The 15,898-nt window shown below is 54.4% G+C and carries 13 protein-coding genes; 7 read left to right on the plus strand and 6 right to left on the minus strand.

The genetic code is table 11. From position 1 onward, the window contains the following. The first annotated feature begins 5 nt into the window (after positions 1-5). The 4 genes from nuoN to M0D42_RS04545 all read left to right on the plus strand — a co-directional run bounded on the left by nuoN (position 6) and on the right by M0D42_RS04545 (position 4,763). Positions 6-1,454, plus strand: coding sequence for an NADH-quinone oxidoreductase subunit NuoN (nuoN, locus tag M0D42_RS04530; protein WP_265020416.1), 1,449 nt, complete (start codon positions 6-8; stop codon positions 1,452-1,454). A gap of 100 nt (positions 1,455-1,554) precedes the next feature. Further along, on the plus strand, positions 1,555-2,307 hold the full coding sequence (locus tag M0D42_RS04535) for a biotin--[acetyl-CoA-carboxylase] ligase (protein WP_265020417.1): 753 nt from the start codon (positions 1,555-1,557) through the stop codon (positions 2,305-2,307). Positions 2,308-2,318: 11 nt separating this feature from the next. Beyond that, positions 2,319-3,089, plus strand: coding sequence for a type III pantothenate kinase (locus M0D42_RS04540; RefSeq protein WP_265020418.1), 771 nt, complete (start codon positions 2,319-2,321; stop codon positions 3,087-3,089). A gap of 6 nt (positions 3,090-3,095) precedes the next feature. Beyond that, positions 3,096-4,763, plus strand: a complete 1,668-nt coding sequence (locus M0D42_RS04545) for a ribonuclease J (protein ID WP_265020419.1) — start codon at positions 3,096-3,098, stop codon at positions 4,761-4,763. Positions 4,764-4,792: 29 nt separating this feature from the next. Here M0D42_RS04545 and M0D42_RS04550 read toward each other — a convergent pair whose 3' ends face one another. The 6 genes from M0D42_RS04550 to M0D42_RS04575 all read right to left on the minus strand — a co-directional run bounded on the left by M0D42_RS04550 (position 4,793) and on the right by M0D42_RS04575 (position 12,295). Continuing rightward, a complete protein-coding gene (locus tag M0D42_RS04550) occupies positions 4,793-5,245 on the minus strand; it encodes a hypothetical protein (RefSeq protein ID WP_265020420.1) in 453 nt (150 codons plus the stop codon). A gap of 129 nt (positions 5,246-5,374) precedes the next feature. Beyond that, complete coding sequence (locus M0D42_RS04555; protein WP_265020421.1) at positions 5,375-6,727, minus strand: DEAD/DEAH box helicase; 1,353 nt, start codon at positions 6,725-6,727, stop codon at positions 5,375-5,377. 184 nt (positions 6,728-6,911) lie between these two features. After that, positions 6,912-7,871, minus strand: coding sequence for a glycosyltransferase family 2 protein (locus tag M0D42_RS04560; protein ID WP_265020422.1), 960 nt, complete (start codon positions 7,869-7,871; stop codon positions 6,912-6,914). After that, on the minus strand, positions 7,868-9,562 hold the full coding sequence (locus M0D42_RS04565) for a glycosyltransferase family 2 protein (protein ID WP_265020423.1): 1,695 nt from the start codon (positions 9,560-9,562) through the stop codon (positions 7,868-7,870). Before M0D42_RS04565 ends, M0D42_RS04560 begins: the two co-directional genes overlap by 4 nt. A 54-nt stretch (positions 9,563-9,616) precedes the next feature. Next, positions 9,617-11,224: a peptide chain release factor 3 gene (locus tag M0D42_RS04570; protein WP_265020424.1), complete on the minus strand. Its 1,608-nt coding sequence runs from the start codon at positions 11,222-11,224 to the stop codon at positions 9,617-9,619. A 48-nt stretch (positions 11,225-11,272) separates the two neighbouring features. Continuing rightward, a complete protein-coding gene (locus M0D42_RS04575) occupies positions 11,273-12,295 on the minus strand; it encodes a Hint domain-containing protein (RefSeq protein WP_265020425.1) in 1,023 nt (340 codons plus the stop codon). 143 nt (positions 12,296-12,438) lie between these two features. Between M0D42_RS04575 and M0D42_RS04580 the strand changes: the two genes are divergently transcribed. From M0D42_RS04580 to M0D42_RS04590, 3 genes are all read left to right on the plus strand, one after another. Next, entirely contained in the window at positions 12,439-13,218 is a 780-nt protein-coding gene (locus M0D42_RS04580; RefSeq protein WP_265020426.1) for an SDR family oxidoreductase, read from the plus strand. A gap of 17 nt (positions 13,219-13,235) precedes the next feature. Then, positions 13,236-14,360: a DNA alkylation repair protein gene (locus M0D42_RS04585; RefSeq protein ID WP_265020427.1), complete on the plus strand. Its 1,125-nt coding sequence runs from the start codon at positions 13,236-13,238 to the stop codon at positions 14,358-14,360. Positions 14,361-14,504: 144 nt separating this feature from the next. Continuing rightward, a complete protein-coding gene (locus M0D42_RS04590; protein ID WP_265020428.1) occupies positions 14,505-15,881 on the plus strand; it encodes a sodium:proline symporter in 1,377 nt (458 codons plus the stop codon). Positions 15,882-15,898: the final 17 nt, after the last annotated feature.

Genomic DNA, 15,898 nt, shown 5'->3' on the forward strand with positions numbered 1-15,898 from the left:
CCACGATGATCTCTGCTGATCTGAATATCATCCTGCCGGAAATCCTTTTGGCTGTGTATGCGATGATCGCTCTTGTCGGGGCGGTCTACACCGGCAAGGACGCGCTTGCGCCTTTACTGACATGGGTAACCGCTGCGTTTCTTGCGGCCATCGGCGTCTGGATTGGCCTGAATGGAGAGGGTACAAACATCGCCTTCAACGGCATGTTCCAGGACGACGGTTTTGCACGGTTTGCCAAGGTGACGATCCTGCTCTCCGCAGCCGCTGTGCTGGTCATGAGTCAGGAGTATATGCAGCGCCGTGGCCTGTTGCGTTTTGAGTACCCTTTGCTTGTCGTGCTGGCGGTTGTCGGCATGATGATGATGGTCTCCGCAGGCGACCTGATGGCGCTTTACATGGGTCTTGAGCTGCAATCGCTGTCGCTTTACGTGATTGCCTCTTTGCGTCGGGATTCAGTGAAATCCACTGAGGCCGGCATGAAGTACTTTGTGCTTGGCGCGCTGTCCTCGGGTCTGCTGCTCTACGGTTCCTCGCTGGTTTACGGCTTTGCAGGCACCACAAATTTCGCAGGCATTATTCAGGCAGCGGGTGAGGGACATACCTCTTTGGGGCTTCTGTTTGGTCTCACGTTCATCGTGTCTGGTCTGGCGTTCAAAGTCTCTGCGGTTCCATTCCACATGTGGACTCCTGATGTTTACGAAGGTGCGCCAACACCGATCACAGCATTCTTTGCGACGGCACCTAAGATGGCGGCGATGGCGCTCTTTGCACGGGTTGTCCATGATGCCTTTGGCGGCGTTGTCGGCGACTGGCAGCAGATCGTAGCGGCGCTTTCTGTGCTCTCCATGTTCCTTGGTGCCGTGGCCGCGATTGGCCAGAAAGACATCAAACGTCTGATGGCTTATTCGTCCATTGCGCATATGGGCTACGCGTTGATGGGCCTCGCGGCTGGCACAGCCTTTGGCGTGCAGGCGATGCTGATCTACATGGCGATCTACGTCACCATGAATGTCGGCACCTTTGCCTTCATCCTTTCCATGTCACGTGACGGTCAGCCTGTCACAAATATTGACGCGCTGAATATGTATTCCAGACGCGAGCCAGGCAAAGCGCTGGCAGTTCTGGTGCTGATGTTCTCGTTGGCAGGGGTTCCGCCACTGGTGGGTTTCTTTGGCAAATTCTACGCGTTGCGTGCCGCCTATGATGCGGGTCTCGCCTGGCTGGCCATTGCCGGTGTGATTGCGTCTGTGATCGGCGCCTTCTACTACCTGCGCATCGTCTTCTACATGTATTTTGGCGATGAAGGTGAAGCTTTGGACAAGGACCGTAGCCCAGTGCTTTATGCCATGCTTATGGGCTCTGCTGCGGTGATTGGTTTGGCTTGGCTGCCGGGCTTAAATCTTCTGGGTGTCGAAAGCATTGCAGAGACAGCCGCAGCGGCGCTTTTGAACTAAGCCTGCAGAATTGGACGAATTGGCGCGCCTTTTAGGCGCGTCTTTTTGTTAAGATGCCTTCGGCAAGAGTATTTATAGCAAAGAAGAAGCAGGGAAATTGATGACAGACTGGCCAGTGGGATATGGGCGTCGGGTTTTGGCGGAAGTGGATAGCACCAATGCTGAAGCCGCACGGATTGCGCCGACTTTGGCCGGGCCTGAATGGATTTTGGGGCTGCGTCAGACCTCTGGCCGGGGGCGCCGGGGCCGCGATTGGCGTTCCCAAGATGGGAATTTCGCCGCAACCTTGGTGATGCAGCCAAAAGAGGCACCTGACGTAATTGCGCTGCGCAGTTTCGTTGCTTCTCTGGCGCTCTTCGATGCGTTTGTGGCGGTGACAGCTCGGCCAGAGGCCTTTTCATTGAAATGGCCCAATGATGTCCTGCTGAATGGGGGGAAGGTTGCGGGCATTCTGCTTGAGAGCGCTGGCTTTGCCGGCGGTATGCCCAGCCATATCGCGATTGGGATTGGAGTGAACCTGGCACACGCCCCTGATGCATCTCAACTTGAAGCCACGGCCACGCGGCCTGTGTCACTGCTCTCTGAATGTGGTGCGCCAGTGTCTCCGGAGGAGTTTCTGGAGGTGCTCGCGCCTGCCTATGCGCATTGGGAACATCAATTTGTGACCTATGGATTTGAACCCATTCGCACGGCTTGGATTGCCCGTGCGGCGCGTATTGGCGAGGTGATCACCGCGCGCACCATGCGAGAGGAGTTTGTGGGTACCTTTGACACAGTGGACAAATCCGGCAATCTGGTGTTGAAGACCGCCCAAGGCCCCGTGTCGATCCCGGCGGCAGATATCTTTTTCTAAGGCAGGTGCCCATGCTTCTGGCGATTGACTGCGGTAACACCAATACGGTTTTTTCGATCTGGGACGGGGAGAAATTTCTCTGCACCCTGCGCACATCTACGCATCATGCGCGCACAGCGGATGCCTATTTCACCTGGTTCTCGACGCTGATCAATCACTACGGGATCAAGCTTGATATTCAGGATGTGATTATCTCCTCGACTGTGCCGCGGGTGGTGTTTAATCTGCGAGTCTTTGCGGATCGCTTTTTTGGCTGCCGTCCGCTGGTTGTGGGCAAGCCTGATTGTTTGCTGCCTGTGGATGTCCGCGTCGATGAGGGCACGCAGGTTGGGCCAGACCGCCTGGTGAATACGGTTGCTGGTTTTGATCGCCATGGCGGCGATTTGATCCTTGTTGATTTCGGGACAGCCACCACATTTGACGTTGTGGCCAAAGACGGGGCTTACATTGGCGGCGTGATTGCGCCCGGTGTGAACCTTAGCCTTGAGGCGTTGCACCAAGCCGCGGCGGCCTTGCCGCATATCGATATTGCCAAGCCGCAAAAGGTCATTGGCACCAATACCGTTGAATGTATGCAATCAGGCGTTTTCTGGGGCTATGTGGGCCTTGTGCGCGAGATTTGCGACCGGATCAAAGCCGAACGTGACCGGCCAATGAAAGTGATTTCTACGGGGGGGCTCGCCCCGTTGTTCCAACAGAGCTACGCGTTGTTTGACGCGTTTGAAGATGACTTAACGATGCACGGTCTGACCGTGATTCATCAACATAATAAGGACAACTGACGTAAAATGAGCAGTGACCGTTTGATCTACCTGCCTCTTGGAGGGGCGGGTGAAATTGGTATGAACGCCTATGTCTATGGCTTTGGGCCGCAGGGCGAAGAACGCCTGATCCTGGTTGATCTGGGTGTGACGTTTTCTGATATGGAGACGACTCCTGGCGTAGACCTGATTTTCCCAGACATGACCTGGCTGATTGAGAACAAAGAGCGCCTTGAAGCGATATATATTACTCACGGCCATGAAGACCACATCGGAGCCATAGGACAGTTCTGGGAAAAGCTTGGCGCCCCTGTCTATGCGCGTGCCTTCACAGCCAACCTTGCGCGCCACAAAATGCGCGATCAGGGCCAACCTGAAGAGGCCATTCGCACCGTATCGGCTTGGCCGGAAACCACAGATGCAGGTCCGTTCAAAGTGGGTTTCCTGCCGATTTCGCATTCCATCCCGGAAAGCGCGGCTTTGGTGATCGATAGCCCAGACGGGCGTGTCATTCACACAGGTGATTTCAAGCTGGACGAAACACCGATTGTTGGCGAGCCATTTGATCCGGAGCTTTGGTCTTCTGTCGCAAAACAAGGCGTGAAGGCGCTGGTATGTGATTCAACCAATGTGTTCTCACGCCATGCCGGGCGCTCTGAAGCAGACGTTGGACCAGAGATCGAAAAGCTCGTCGCCGCGGCTCCGCAGATGGTTGTCGCCACAACCTTCGCCTCTAACGTCGCACGCGTCAAAACTTTGGCAGAAGCTGGCGAACGGGCAGGGCGCTCCATTTGCCTTATGGGTCGTGCGATGCGCCGCATGGTGGAAGCCGCCATTGAAACCGGTGTGTTGAGCGATTTCCCCAAAGTGGTCAGCCCGGAAGATGCGAACAACATTCCGCGCGAAAACCTGATGTTGCTTGCGACTGGCTCTCAAGGCGAACGCCGCGCTGCGTCGGCGCAACTCGCACGCGGCAAACATAATGGGATCACGCTGAAAGAAGGCGATCTGTTCCTCTTCAGTTCAAAAACCATTCCGGGTAACGAAAAAGGTGTAATCCGCATCATCAACCAATTCTCCGAACGCGGTGTGGATGTTGTGGATGACAGTTCTGGTCTTTATCACGTCTCTGGCCACGCAAACCGCCCAGATCTGGAGCGTATGCATGACATTGTGAACCCGCAAATGGTGATCCCAATGCATGGTGAACACCGCCATTTGCGCGAACATGCGAAGCTTGCCGAAAGCAAAGGTCGCCAGAGCGCTGTGGCTGTGAATGGCACCATGCTCGATCTGTCAGGCAATGAGCCGAAAGTGACCGAGTTTGTGGAAACAGGGCGCACCTATCTGGATGGTTCTGTGAAAATCGGCGCGCTGGATGGGGTTGTTCGCGATCGCATCCGTATGGCGCTGAATGGCCATGTGATTGTGAATGTCATTCTTGATGAAGATGACGAGCCACTGGGAGAGCCATGGGTCGAACTGATGGGCCTGCCTGAGCAGGGCAGCAGCTTTGCGCCGCTGGTCGATGTGCTGGAGGAAGACCTGAGCCAGTTCCTTGGTCGCGCGGGTCAAAAGACGCTGGCCGATGACGACAAGCTGGAAGAAGGTTTGCGGCGTGTTGCTCGTAATTCTGCACGTGATGAGATCGGCAAAAAGCCGGAAGCGACGGTGATTATTAGTCGGTTGAGTTGATTGCAGGGCGGGGTTTCACCCATCCAATATCACTTAACCACTCGCGCATCTGTCAGCCGAAAAAGCTGCGATGTGTATTTGTCGCCAACGTATTCCAATTGCCCCTCAACCGTGATCTGCGCGAACTCCCCGGTTTCGGGGATTTTGCGTTTCAGGATTACCTCTAAGACAGGCCCATAGCCCTCACCATTGCCGCAAAACGGACAGTCTTGAGGATCGTTCACTAATAGGAATGTATCGAAATAGGCCTGTGCCTGAGTAGGGACAACAAATCCCCTTACCGTCAGGGGCATGCCATCTTCGAGTGATGCAGGATATGTCTTTTTCCAAGTAAAATCAGACTGTTCCAGAGACATGGCCTGAGAGAACTCGTTCCAGATCATCTCTGGGGACTCGGCGTGGCCATGCGTTGACACGCCAAGGATAAGCGCGAAAAAACCGACAAAGATTTGCCAATTTAAATCTCGTTTGACCGACTGCACCAGATCCTATTCCTCTCAGAGCTTTGGTGTGATTTTCTCAGATGTACCGTTACATGCAAGTGCGCATGCAAAAACGCGCCGGAATGGCCGGCGCGTTGCGTTGTGTTGAAAAGGTCGAAACCGCTGCGCTTAGCTCGCGCGACGCTCTTCAAAGCTAAGGGCAATAAAGCTCGGCAGGTGATCACCCATGCCAATCACTGGCGCGTCATTGTCGCGACCACGTCCACCCCGTCCGCGAGAGCGGCTACGGTTGGATTTAGTGTCAGATTTCTCCGGCGTCGGCGCTGCTTCAGGCTTGTCTTCAACCTTGCTGCGGGCTTTGCGCTCCGCGGGCTTTACTGGGTTTTCGATCCGCGGGATTTCTTTCTGGATCAGTGATTCCACCGCGGCAAATTGCTTTTCATCACGCGGGGAGCAGATCATTACGGCCTTGCCGCTGCGCCCTGCGCGGCCCGTCCGGCCAATGCGGTGAACGTAGTCTTCGGCATGGCCCGGCACGTCGAAGTTGAAGACATGCGTCACATCAGGGATATCCAGACCACGCGCCGCAACATCGGAGGCGACAAGGAATTGCAGCTCACCATTGCGGAAGGCATCGAGGGTCTTCATGCGCTGGGACTGATCGAGATCGCCGTGAATTGGCGCTGCGTTCAGACCATATTTCTTCATCGACTTCGCACAGATATCGACATCGGTCTTACGGTTACAGAAGATGATCGCGTTGGTGCAGGCATCGCCTTCCAGTTTGATCAGCTCGCGCAGAACCTTGCGCTTTTCGCTGCCTTCGCGGTCACGGCGGGAGGCTTTGAACATGACAACACCTTGCTCGATGTTCTCAGAAGCTGTTGCTTGACGCGCAACTTCCACCCGAACAGGGGCGGAGAGGAAGGTGTTTGTGATGCGCTCAATCTCTGGCGCCATTGTGGCCGAGAAGAAAAGCGTTTGGCGTGTGAAAGGTGTGAGGCCGAAAATGCGTTCAATATCAGGGATAAAGCCCATATCGAGCATACGGTCGGCTTCATCGACAACCATGACTTTCACGTCAGACAGGATCAGTTTGCCACGCTCAAAATGGTCCAGAAGGCGACCCGGAGTGGCTATTAAGACGTCAACACCCTTGTCGATGATGGCTTCCTGTTCCTTGAAACTGACGCCGCCGATCAATAGCGCTTTGGTCAGTTTCAGGTGTTTGGTGTAAGCGTCGAAGTTTTCTGCCACCTGGGCTGCCAATTCACGCGTTGGGCACAAAACCAAGCTGCGCGGCATCCGGGCGCGGGCGCGGCCGCGGGCCAAAAGCGATATCATTGGTAGAGTGAAGCTAGCGGTTTTACCGGTGCCAGTTTGTGCGATCCCCAAAACGTCTTTGCCTTCTAGGGCCGGGGGGATTGCGCCTGCTTGAATGGGTGTTGGGCTTTCATAGCCCGCTTCTTCAACGGCTTTGAGAACTTTTTTGTTCAGATTCAGGTCTGCGAACTTTGTCATGTGTGTCCGTGGTTTACGGACAATTCGCGCCCGTAGCATCTGGGTGGATCGAGCCCGTATGGCCCCGCGTTACAACGCTGTTTTGATCCTTGGATGCCCCCATAAAGCATTCAGTATGATGCGTCAACGAAAGGTGATTTCAACTCGCGCGATGGGAGAAATTGTTCACAAATTAGAAACAAATTCAGGAAAAGTCAGGAAAGTGTTTTTCACATTTCGCTGTAAGATCAAGCTGATACTCGCGCAGATAGCCATGATCTGCCAGCACTTCGCGCAATCGAGGCGTTGCCCAACAGACTTCTTCATAGAAGGCACGCAGGTTTTCATTGCCTCCTTCGGTCAAGGCTGTGAACAACTGGTGGCGCTGCACGCGGCCAGAAGCTGGGTTCAAAGACTGTTCCAATTCAGCTCTGTAAGAGCCTCTCGACAATCGAAACTCCATGATCTTCAGCCATTTCTCCCAGCTCTGGATATGGGTGTGGCATAGTTCGATCGCCTCACTGGTCACATCCTCGACCTGCTGTTCTTTGTTTTCAAAGATGCGGTGAATGCCGAACTTAGCCTCCTGCATTCCAGTCCGGGCAAAGATTTTCCCAACGACGTGGCTGACAAAACCGCTTTTCAGAACGCCGCCAAACTGCGGATAGAACAGATGTTCCAGCTGTTTGCCCTTTGGCCCACCCGGCAGTTTGGCTTTGCAGTAGGTGACAGAAGGATCAAGGTCGTCCCGATCATCAGTGCCCAGCGATTCACAAGGCAACATGCGCAGCACTCGGGTGTCTGGGGCTGCATCGGCTAAAATGTCCGAGATCGATTCTTTCGCGCAGATGAATTCATCCACATCGATATGCGCCACCCAGTCCAGATGTTGAGCGCGGCGGTAGTAATAAGAGGCGTTGCGCACCTGACGTACCTGATGTTTGACCGGTCGACGCCCAATGGTTTTCTCCCAGTGGGCTTGGTCTGTCAGGATGCATTTGATTTTGGGATGCTTAGACAACACTTCAGCGGTCGCTTCGTTACAATCATCCAGAAAGATGGTGATGTCATCAGCGCCGAGATCGAGGTGATAGGCCGCAAACTCCAATACATCTTTTGTCGGCGCTTTGATGGTTGCGACAATCCCCCAGGTTGGACGGCTCACTTTGCGATCTCCTGAATAAGATCTTCAATCTTTTCATCTAGCTTTAAATCGATGCGTCGCAAATCGCCGGCGTCTTCCAGAGCGGCCAGAACTTCCGGTCGTGCTTTTGCGATCTCATTGAAGAAATCTTCGAGTTCCGTGCTTTCCCCATCCATATCAAGGGTTTCAAGGGTCGCACGGATATCAACATTGCCATCGGAACGTCGCGCATACCCCTGATCAAGGCGGCGTGGCATCTGGTTCAGGAAACTTGAAAGACTGTCCGCGTGGTCATGCGCCACAACAAGATCTTCGGGCGTAAAGCCGTTGGTGGCGGCGCGTTTTTCGTATTTGATCCCGAAATTTACGACGCGGACATTTGGAATTTTCGCGCGAATGAACAATCTGGGATCAGCTGGGCCGAGCATCAGGTTTGCCACGTAAGGGCTGTAGACTGGATAGAGGCGGTTTTTCTCTGCTTTTGAAAGGGTCCATTCCTTTGCCGGTGGGCGAAAGGCGTCCATACTGCCAGCAAATTTTTCAACCACAGACAGATTCAGAAACGCCGCATCCGCCGGTATTTCAGCGAGGATTTCTGGAATAGGGCGATCTGGGACCAAAAACTCATCTGTGTCGAGCATCGCGAGCCAATCCAGAGAGACTTTCCTGCGAGCGCGATTGAAATAGAATGCCTTTCGGGCATTGCGTCCGGGCAGGCGTTCCTTTTGGTCCTGGGAGATCACGCTTTCATCAGCTACAATTACCAAAATCTTAGGATGGTGGGAAAGTTCAATCGGCAGTGCCTCTGCATCCTCTCCGAAAAGCACAACCTGATCCGCCCCAAGATCGATGTGATGAGCTGCAAAGGCCACAGCTTTATCTAAGTCTTCATTGACGGTCGCGACCACACCCCAAGTGATTTTGCTCGGGTCACGTTTGACATTCCCGGGCGGTACGGGAATGGGGTGCTGGTTCTTGTTTTCAAGGGTCTGGATGCGCTCACCTGACATGATGCGCAGGCGTCGAAAGAGCGTGCCTGGGTCCGTGTTGATTGCGTCCAAGAGATGCTTGGCCAGAGGTTCAATCACCGGGTCTTCGCCGCTTTCTTTCCAGATGCGACTGAGAATGGCAGCATCCAGGCCACCGCCTTTGAGCGAGTAAGCTGGAATTCCCAACGGCAAGTCAGCGCCATATTTGTGCTCGGTTGAGTAGGCTTCCTGAGGTGGTTTGCCAGAATAAAGCCTCTCGAATTCATAGAGTTTCATCATGGAAAACAGGAGAGATAGCGAACGCCCTGTCTGTCGTTGGGCTTCATTTGCGCCGTGATCGCCAAACGTCATAACTGCAGAGACAAGCCAGCGGAGGGGAAGTCGCCTTAAGAAGAAGTCGCCATGTTCGGCCCAGAGTTTTTGGAAGAGCGCAGGCGTGTGATCGGGAAAGCCATCTTTACGCAAGTTGGCGATGACCAGACCATGAAGGGCGAGAAGCTCAGGCTGGCCCTCAAACTCGCTTTGCAGGCGCCAGCGTTTGACCGCATAGGTGCTGCCATTGTCGGGCTTATCAGGAATTGTGACCTGCGTGCGCAGCGGCGTCAGATCTTCGTCCAGAGAAGGCAGTGCCTCTCCTGCAGCGAATTCCAGGGGCGCGGTACGTCCTTGAATGCGCTTTAGAAGCGCATCGTAACCGCCTTGATATGTTTCACTTTTTACCATCTGCTCGCGTGGGCTGCTGTTATGCCAGCCCACGTTGCACTGCGGTGGGACTGGTTAGACCATCATCTCCTTTGTAGCGGTCAATTTGACGTCTGGGTAGTTCCTACCAACACGGTCAATATCCCACTGCAAACGGGTCAGATAAACGATGTCACCATCATGGTCATAAGAGATGTGCTGCTTGTTGGCGTCAGCAAACTTTTCCACTGCCGCCTTGTCACCGCTGACCCAGCGGGCAGAGGTGAACTGGCTGGCTTCAAAGCGCACTGGCAGGCCGTATTCCAGTTCAATCCGGCTGGCGAGCACTTCAAACTGAAGCGCACCAACAACGCCCACGATGAAACCAGAACCGATCGACGGTTTGAAGACCTTCGCAGCCCCTTCTTCAGCGAACTGCATCAGCGCCTTTTCAAGGTGCTTTGCTTTCATCGGGTCGCCTGCGCGCACGCCTTGCAAGAGTTCCGGCGCGAAGGACGGAATACCTGTGACGCGGATCGCTTCGCCCTCGGTCAACGTATCGCCGATACGCAGCTGGCCGTGGTTTGGAATACCAATGATATCGCCTGCCCAGGCCTCTTCGGCGAGTTCCCGGTCAGAGGCCAGGAAGAGCACTGGATTGGAGATTGCCATTGGCTTTTTGGTGCGGACATGTGTGAGCTTCATACCGCGTTTGAAGTGGCCCGACGCCATGCGCACAAAAGCCACACGGTCGCGGTGTTTCGGGTCCATATTCGCTTGAACCTTAAAGACAAAGCCCGCGACCTTCTTTTCTTCCGGTGAAATTTTACGCGGAGAAGCGGTTTGGACTTGCGGTTCAGGACCGTAGTTCGCGATGCCGTGCATCAGCTCCTGCACACCAAATGAATTGATCGCAGAGCCGAACCAAATCGGCGTCATGTGACCTTCAAGAACTGATTGCGGATCAAGCTGCGGCAGCAGTTCTTTCGCCATCTCTACTTCTTCGAGGAACTTCTCAAGTAGATCAGCTGGCACGTGCTCGGCCAATTTCGGATCATCGAGCCCGGAAATTTCGACCGTTTCCGCAACCTTGTTTCGATCTGCGCGGTCCATCAGTTCCAGCCGGTCGCGCAAAAGGTCGTAACAGCCGATGAAATCACGGCCCACACCGATGGGCCAAGAAGCAGGGGTTACGTCAATCGCGAGGTTTTCCTGAATCTCATCAATGATGTCAAAAGTATCGCGGCTTTCACGGTCCATCTTGTTACAGAAGGTCAGGATTGGCAGATCACGTAGACGGCAGACTTCAAAGAGTTTCTGCGTCTGGCTTTCAACACCTTTCGCACCGTCAATTACCATGACCGCCGCGTCCACTGCTGTCAGCGTTCGATAGGTGTCTTCCGAGAAGTCAGAGTGACCCGGTGTATCCACCAGATTGAAGCGGAAGTTGTTGAAATCAAAGGACATCGCGGAGGCAGAAACCGAAATCCCGCGGTCCTGTTCCATTTTCATAAAGTCCGACCGCGTCCGGCGGGCTTCACCTTTCGCGCGCACCTGACCCGCCATCTGAATCGCGCCACCATAAAGGAGGAACTTTTCAGTCAGAGTGGTTTTACCAGCGTCCGGGTGCGAGATGATCGCAAAGGTGCGACGGCGCGCAATTTCGGGCGGCAATTCTGGGCGGTTTGATGCGGTATTCGACATGAGCGCGCATATAGCGCTCAGGTGCTATTGGCGCAATGGGGGATGGTGTTACCGAGATGAAGCGCGGCGCAGAAGATTGGCGGCGTTCTTATTCAGCAACAGGCGTTCGTTGAGCTCAACTGCCAGAGATTCCGGGTTTGAAAGGCCCGGTTGGCTGTTCCTGAACTTTTCACCCAAGGCCTTTGGCAAAACGGATTCTGTCTTGTCATCGACCAGCATGGTTTCTGCTGCGATACCCTCGGCAAAAATGATGTGATGATCATCAAACAACAGCTGAAAATACTCTACAAAGCCACCGTTTTGCACGTAAACGCTATCGCCATTCAGCAGATAGCGCGCCTTGATCATCACCTCGGCGCGTCCAGCGTTCAGCTTGTCCTCGCGTTGGTACACAAAGAGGCGGTGGTCGGGGTTTACCAACAGGTCGTTGAGATTGTTCAAGGCGCCTGCCTTGATCACAATCGGAGCAAATGGGCCCATAGCGCGCACTGTGGAACGCCCAATCCAGCGCACTTCCTGCGCGCCAGCATCACGTGTCAAAACCTTATCGCCAACAGAAAGCTGTTCAACCGGCTTTTGAATACCATTGGCCATCGTGACATGCGTGCCACGTGTGAACGAAACGCAATTCGTCAGCGCCAAGCGGCGATGCGCATTTTCACGGTCAATGCCGACCAGCGTGTAGGCCATCTTTGGATTGATCGGGGCAAAAGCGTGCAGATAGATGTCAGCAACATTGCCGCCTTCGTCGACTTCCACCAAAATGAGTGCTTCGACGGTGTCGCCCGAAGACTGCATCAATGTGATGCTGCAATCGAGGTATAACGTTGCAAACGGGCGACCGACGGATGAGGTTTCACTAATGGCAAATGAGCCGTCGTCACTTGGCCGCATGGCCAATACAGTCGGGTAGGCACCTTGGCGCAGCTCATAAAGATCATCCAGCATCAGCTCTGCCGCAAATGACAGCGCGTCACCTTCGTTGGCGCCATTCACCACGCGGAAATCAGCTGCCCGAAAAACCGGAAGCTGTTGTCCTTTGCGATCCTGTTGCGGCACTGCTTGTGTCATGCCCGATCCTCTGTCTTGAGCTTTTGCCTTGCTTTCCATCAGTTCTGCTGACCAATTATGGCAACAAGAGGGATCGGCCTCGGCAATTTGCTGGCGGTTACGTGAAAATCCGGCGAAGTTAATCAGAAATAGGGGAGCCAGAGATGGATCTTGGAATCGCAGGGAAAAAGGCGCTGGTTTGCGCAAGCTCAAAAGGTCTGGGACTGGGCTGTGCAGAGGCTTTGGCAGAAGCGGGCGTTGATCTGGTCATGAATGCGCGCGGTGCAGAGGCTTTAGAAGCTGCCGCCGCTGATATCCGCTCGCGATTTGGCGTTTCTGTTCAAACGGTTGCAGCTGATGTCTCCACCGAAGACGGCCAGAAGGCAGTGCTAGATGCATCTGAGGGCGTCGATATTCTGGTGACCAACGCTGGTGGCCCGCCTCCGGGCATGTGGACGGATTGGGACCGCGAGGATTTCATCAAGGCGCTTGATGCCAATATGCTGGCACCGATTGCTCTGATGAAGACGCTGCTGCCAGGTATGATCGACAAAGGCTGGGGGCGAGTGGTGAATATCACTTCTGTCTCTGTGAAAGCGCCCATTCCTGTGCTGGGTCTGTCCAACTCCGCACGAGCCGGTCTTACAGGCTATGTGGCAGGGACAGCGCGTCAGGTCGCAGGAAAAGGCGTGACCATTAACAACCTGCAGCCGGGTATTCACGCGACGGATCGTGCTGTGTCTCTGGATACCGGCGCAAGTCAGGCGCAGGGTATTTCCTATGAAGAGGCGCAGTCACAGCGTTATGCCAGCATACCGGCAGGCCGCTATGGCACGCGGCAAGAGTTTGGCGCGACCTGTGCATTCCTCTGTTCGCAGCACGCGGGTTTTATCGTCGGGCAGAACGTTCTGCTGGATGGCGGCGCAACAAACACAACAATGTAATGGCAAGGGGTACGGGTGTGACACAGGGGTTTTCGCTGGCAGATCAGCTGTTTAACGAAAGCAGTATTGGTGATTTGGCGGCTGAGTTTGCTGCTGGTGTGGATGGGTTTGATGCCGAAGGTTTTACGAAAGAGGTACTCAGCCGCTTTCCAGATCAAGCGCTTCTTGAGCGGCTGGAGTGGATTGTAGATTGCCTTGAAACGCGTCTTTCAGACGATTTCACCATCATGGCGGATCAGCTCGAGGCTGCGATGATCCCCGAACTTGATCCCACCCGTACTGATGATGATTTTGGTCGTTTCATCCACGCACCACCGGGCTATCTGGCAGTGCGCCATGGGCTGGAAAACCACCGTGATCGCGCCCTTGATCTGATCTATGAGAACACCAAGCGGTTTTCGATGGAATGGCCCATTCGGCCTTTCCTGAACCGTTGGCCAGAAGAGACCATGGCGCGGTTGAAGGACTGGGCGACGGATGACAACTACCATGTGCGCAGACTTGTGTCTGAGGGTACGCGGCCCAAACTGCCTTGGGCTAAGAAGCTTGACATGGATGTGCCGGAACCGCTGCCGCTCCTTGATGTGCTGCATGCGGACCCCACACGCTATGTGACACGATCAGTCGCTAACCATCTGAATGATATTGCGAAAACTCACCCGGATTTGGTGGTTGATACGCTGAAGGCCTGGAACAAGGCGGGTAAGCAAGACCCGAAAGAACTGGATTGGATGACCCGCCACGCCCTGCGGACGTTAATCAAACAGGGGCATGTTGGGGCGATGGACTTACTGGGGTTCAAAGCAGATGCTCCGGTCACGCTGAAACGGCTTTCGCTAGACAGTGACAAGGTTATCGCGGGCGAGGCACTGCAGTTTGAACTCGACCTGGAGGCCTCCGAAGAAAGCCCGGTTATCATCGACTATGTGATCCATTTCCAGAAAGCTGGTGGAAAGGTCTCTCCCAAGGTGTTCAAGCTGAAACAGGCCGTGTTGAAGGCAGGTAAGGCGCAATCATTTGCCAAGAAACATGTGCTGAAGGCCAATGCGACCACGTTCAAACTCTTTCCCGGCGCGCATAAGATCGTCATTCAAGTAAATGGGCGACACTTGGGCGAGGCGGATTTCGAAGTTTCGATTTGACCTGTCGATGTCGGCACCCTGATGAGAAAAGCCTCGATCTTCACTGACGCGCCTTCACAATCCCGTGGGAAGGCAACACGGTGCTGGTTTGCGCAAATCTGTCCTGTTAGGCCGATCTAAACGACCGAAATACAGGACAAAACCATGCAGGCCACCGCCGTTATCGCCATTTTCGCCTTTATCATATTGGCGAGTCTCTACGTCGCACCACGTCGCGCCAGTATTGAAGGGTTTTTCTCTGGATCAGGCGCAGAAGGCCGGGCACCGGGCCTTTGGACCTTGGTGCTGAGTCAGGTGACAACATGGATTTTTGCGCGCTCCTTAATGAACGCGGCCATCCTTGGTTTCTTCTACGGCATTGCCGGTGTTCTGGCCTATGCGGCTTACTACGGCTCGTTTCTGACAGGTGGTTTCATCATTGGCCGCATGCGTGCCAAAGGTGCTCGGTCGGTTCAAGACTGGCTGACGGACCAATTCGGCTCAGTCGGGACGGGCTGCTACAACCTTGTCATCGCCCTACGTCTTTTGTCCGAGGTCTTTGCGAACCTGATCGTCGTCGGCCTGATTTTCTCGGCTGCTCTGCCCGGGGTTGGTTTTGCCGAAGTCGGCAGCATTCTGATCGTTGGTCTTTTGGCTTTAGCCTATTCTGCTTGGGGTGGGCTGAGTGCAGCTTTGAAAACCGACGTGATGCAGATGTCTCTTTTCTTGGTGGTTTTCGCCGCAGCATTCTTAGCGTTGGTGCTGAGCCCAGGCTTTAGCCTTGGTGCAGTACTCACCGCAGAAGGTGCGTCAGGCCAGTATAATGGTTGGATCCTGCTTCTGGTCGCCTTACTGCAAGTCTTTTCCTATCCAGTGCATGACCCGGTCATGATGGATCGAGGTTTCATTGCAGATGAAGATACTACGCGTAAAAGCTTCATTCACGCCTTCTGGATTTCTGCGCTCTGCATAATCGCCTTTGGTTTCTTTGGCATTCAGGCCGCCTTGGAGGGCGCTGACTACGAAGGCGAGCTGATCGGCACTTGGGCGACCATCTTGCCGGCATGGGTCTTTGTTCTGCTCTTGGTATCTTTGCTGGTCTCTGCACTTTCAACGCTGGACAGCGCTTTGTCCTCTGCAGCACGACTGGTGGTTGAAGAACTACGCCTTGCGCCCAAAACCTTGAATGGTGGCCGTATGGCGATGGTTGTCTTTGCTGTGGCAGGCGGTGCGTTGACGCTTTGGGGCAACCAATCGCTCTTTGATGCTGTTGCTGTTTCCGGCACTGCAAGCATGTTCCTGACGCCAGTGATTGTCGCGGCTCTGCTTGGCAATCGTATAGTGCCGCAATGGGCTTATCTCGTAAGCTTCGCGGTTGCGATGCTGGGCGCTGTTGCTTACTTCCTGCGTGGCAATGAACTTGTTGCTGCGATCCTGGTGGAGGGTCACAAATACGAACAGCTCCTGCAGATCTGTGTTGTCGTTCTGGTGATCGGTTTTGGCGCGGTTCTTCTAGGATCTCGCAGGGTTGATGCCCAATAAGGGGACTGCTACACCCA

The organism is Cognatishimia activa (assembly GCF_026016445.1).
Taxonomy (GTDB): Bacteria; Pseudomonadota; Alphaproteobacteria; order Rhodobacterales; family Rhodobacteraceae; genus Cognatishimia; species Cognatishimia activa_B.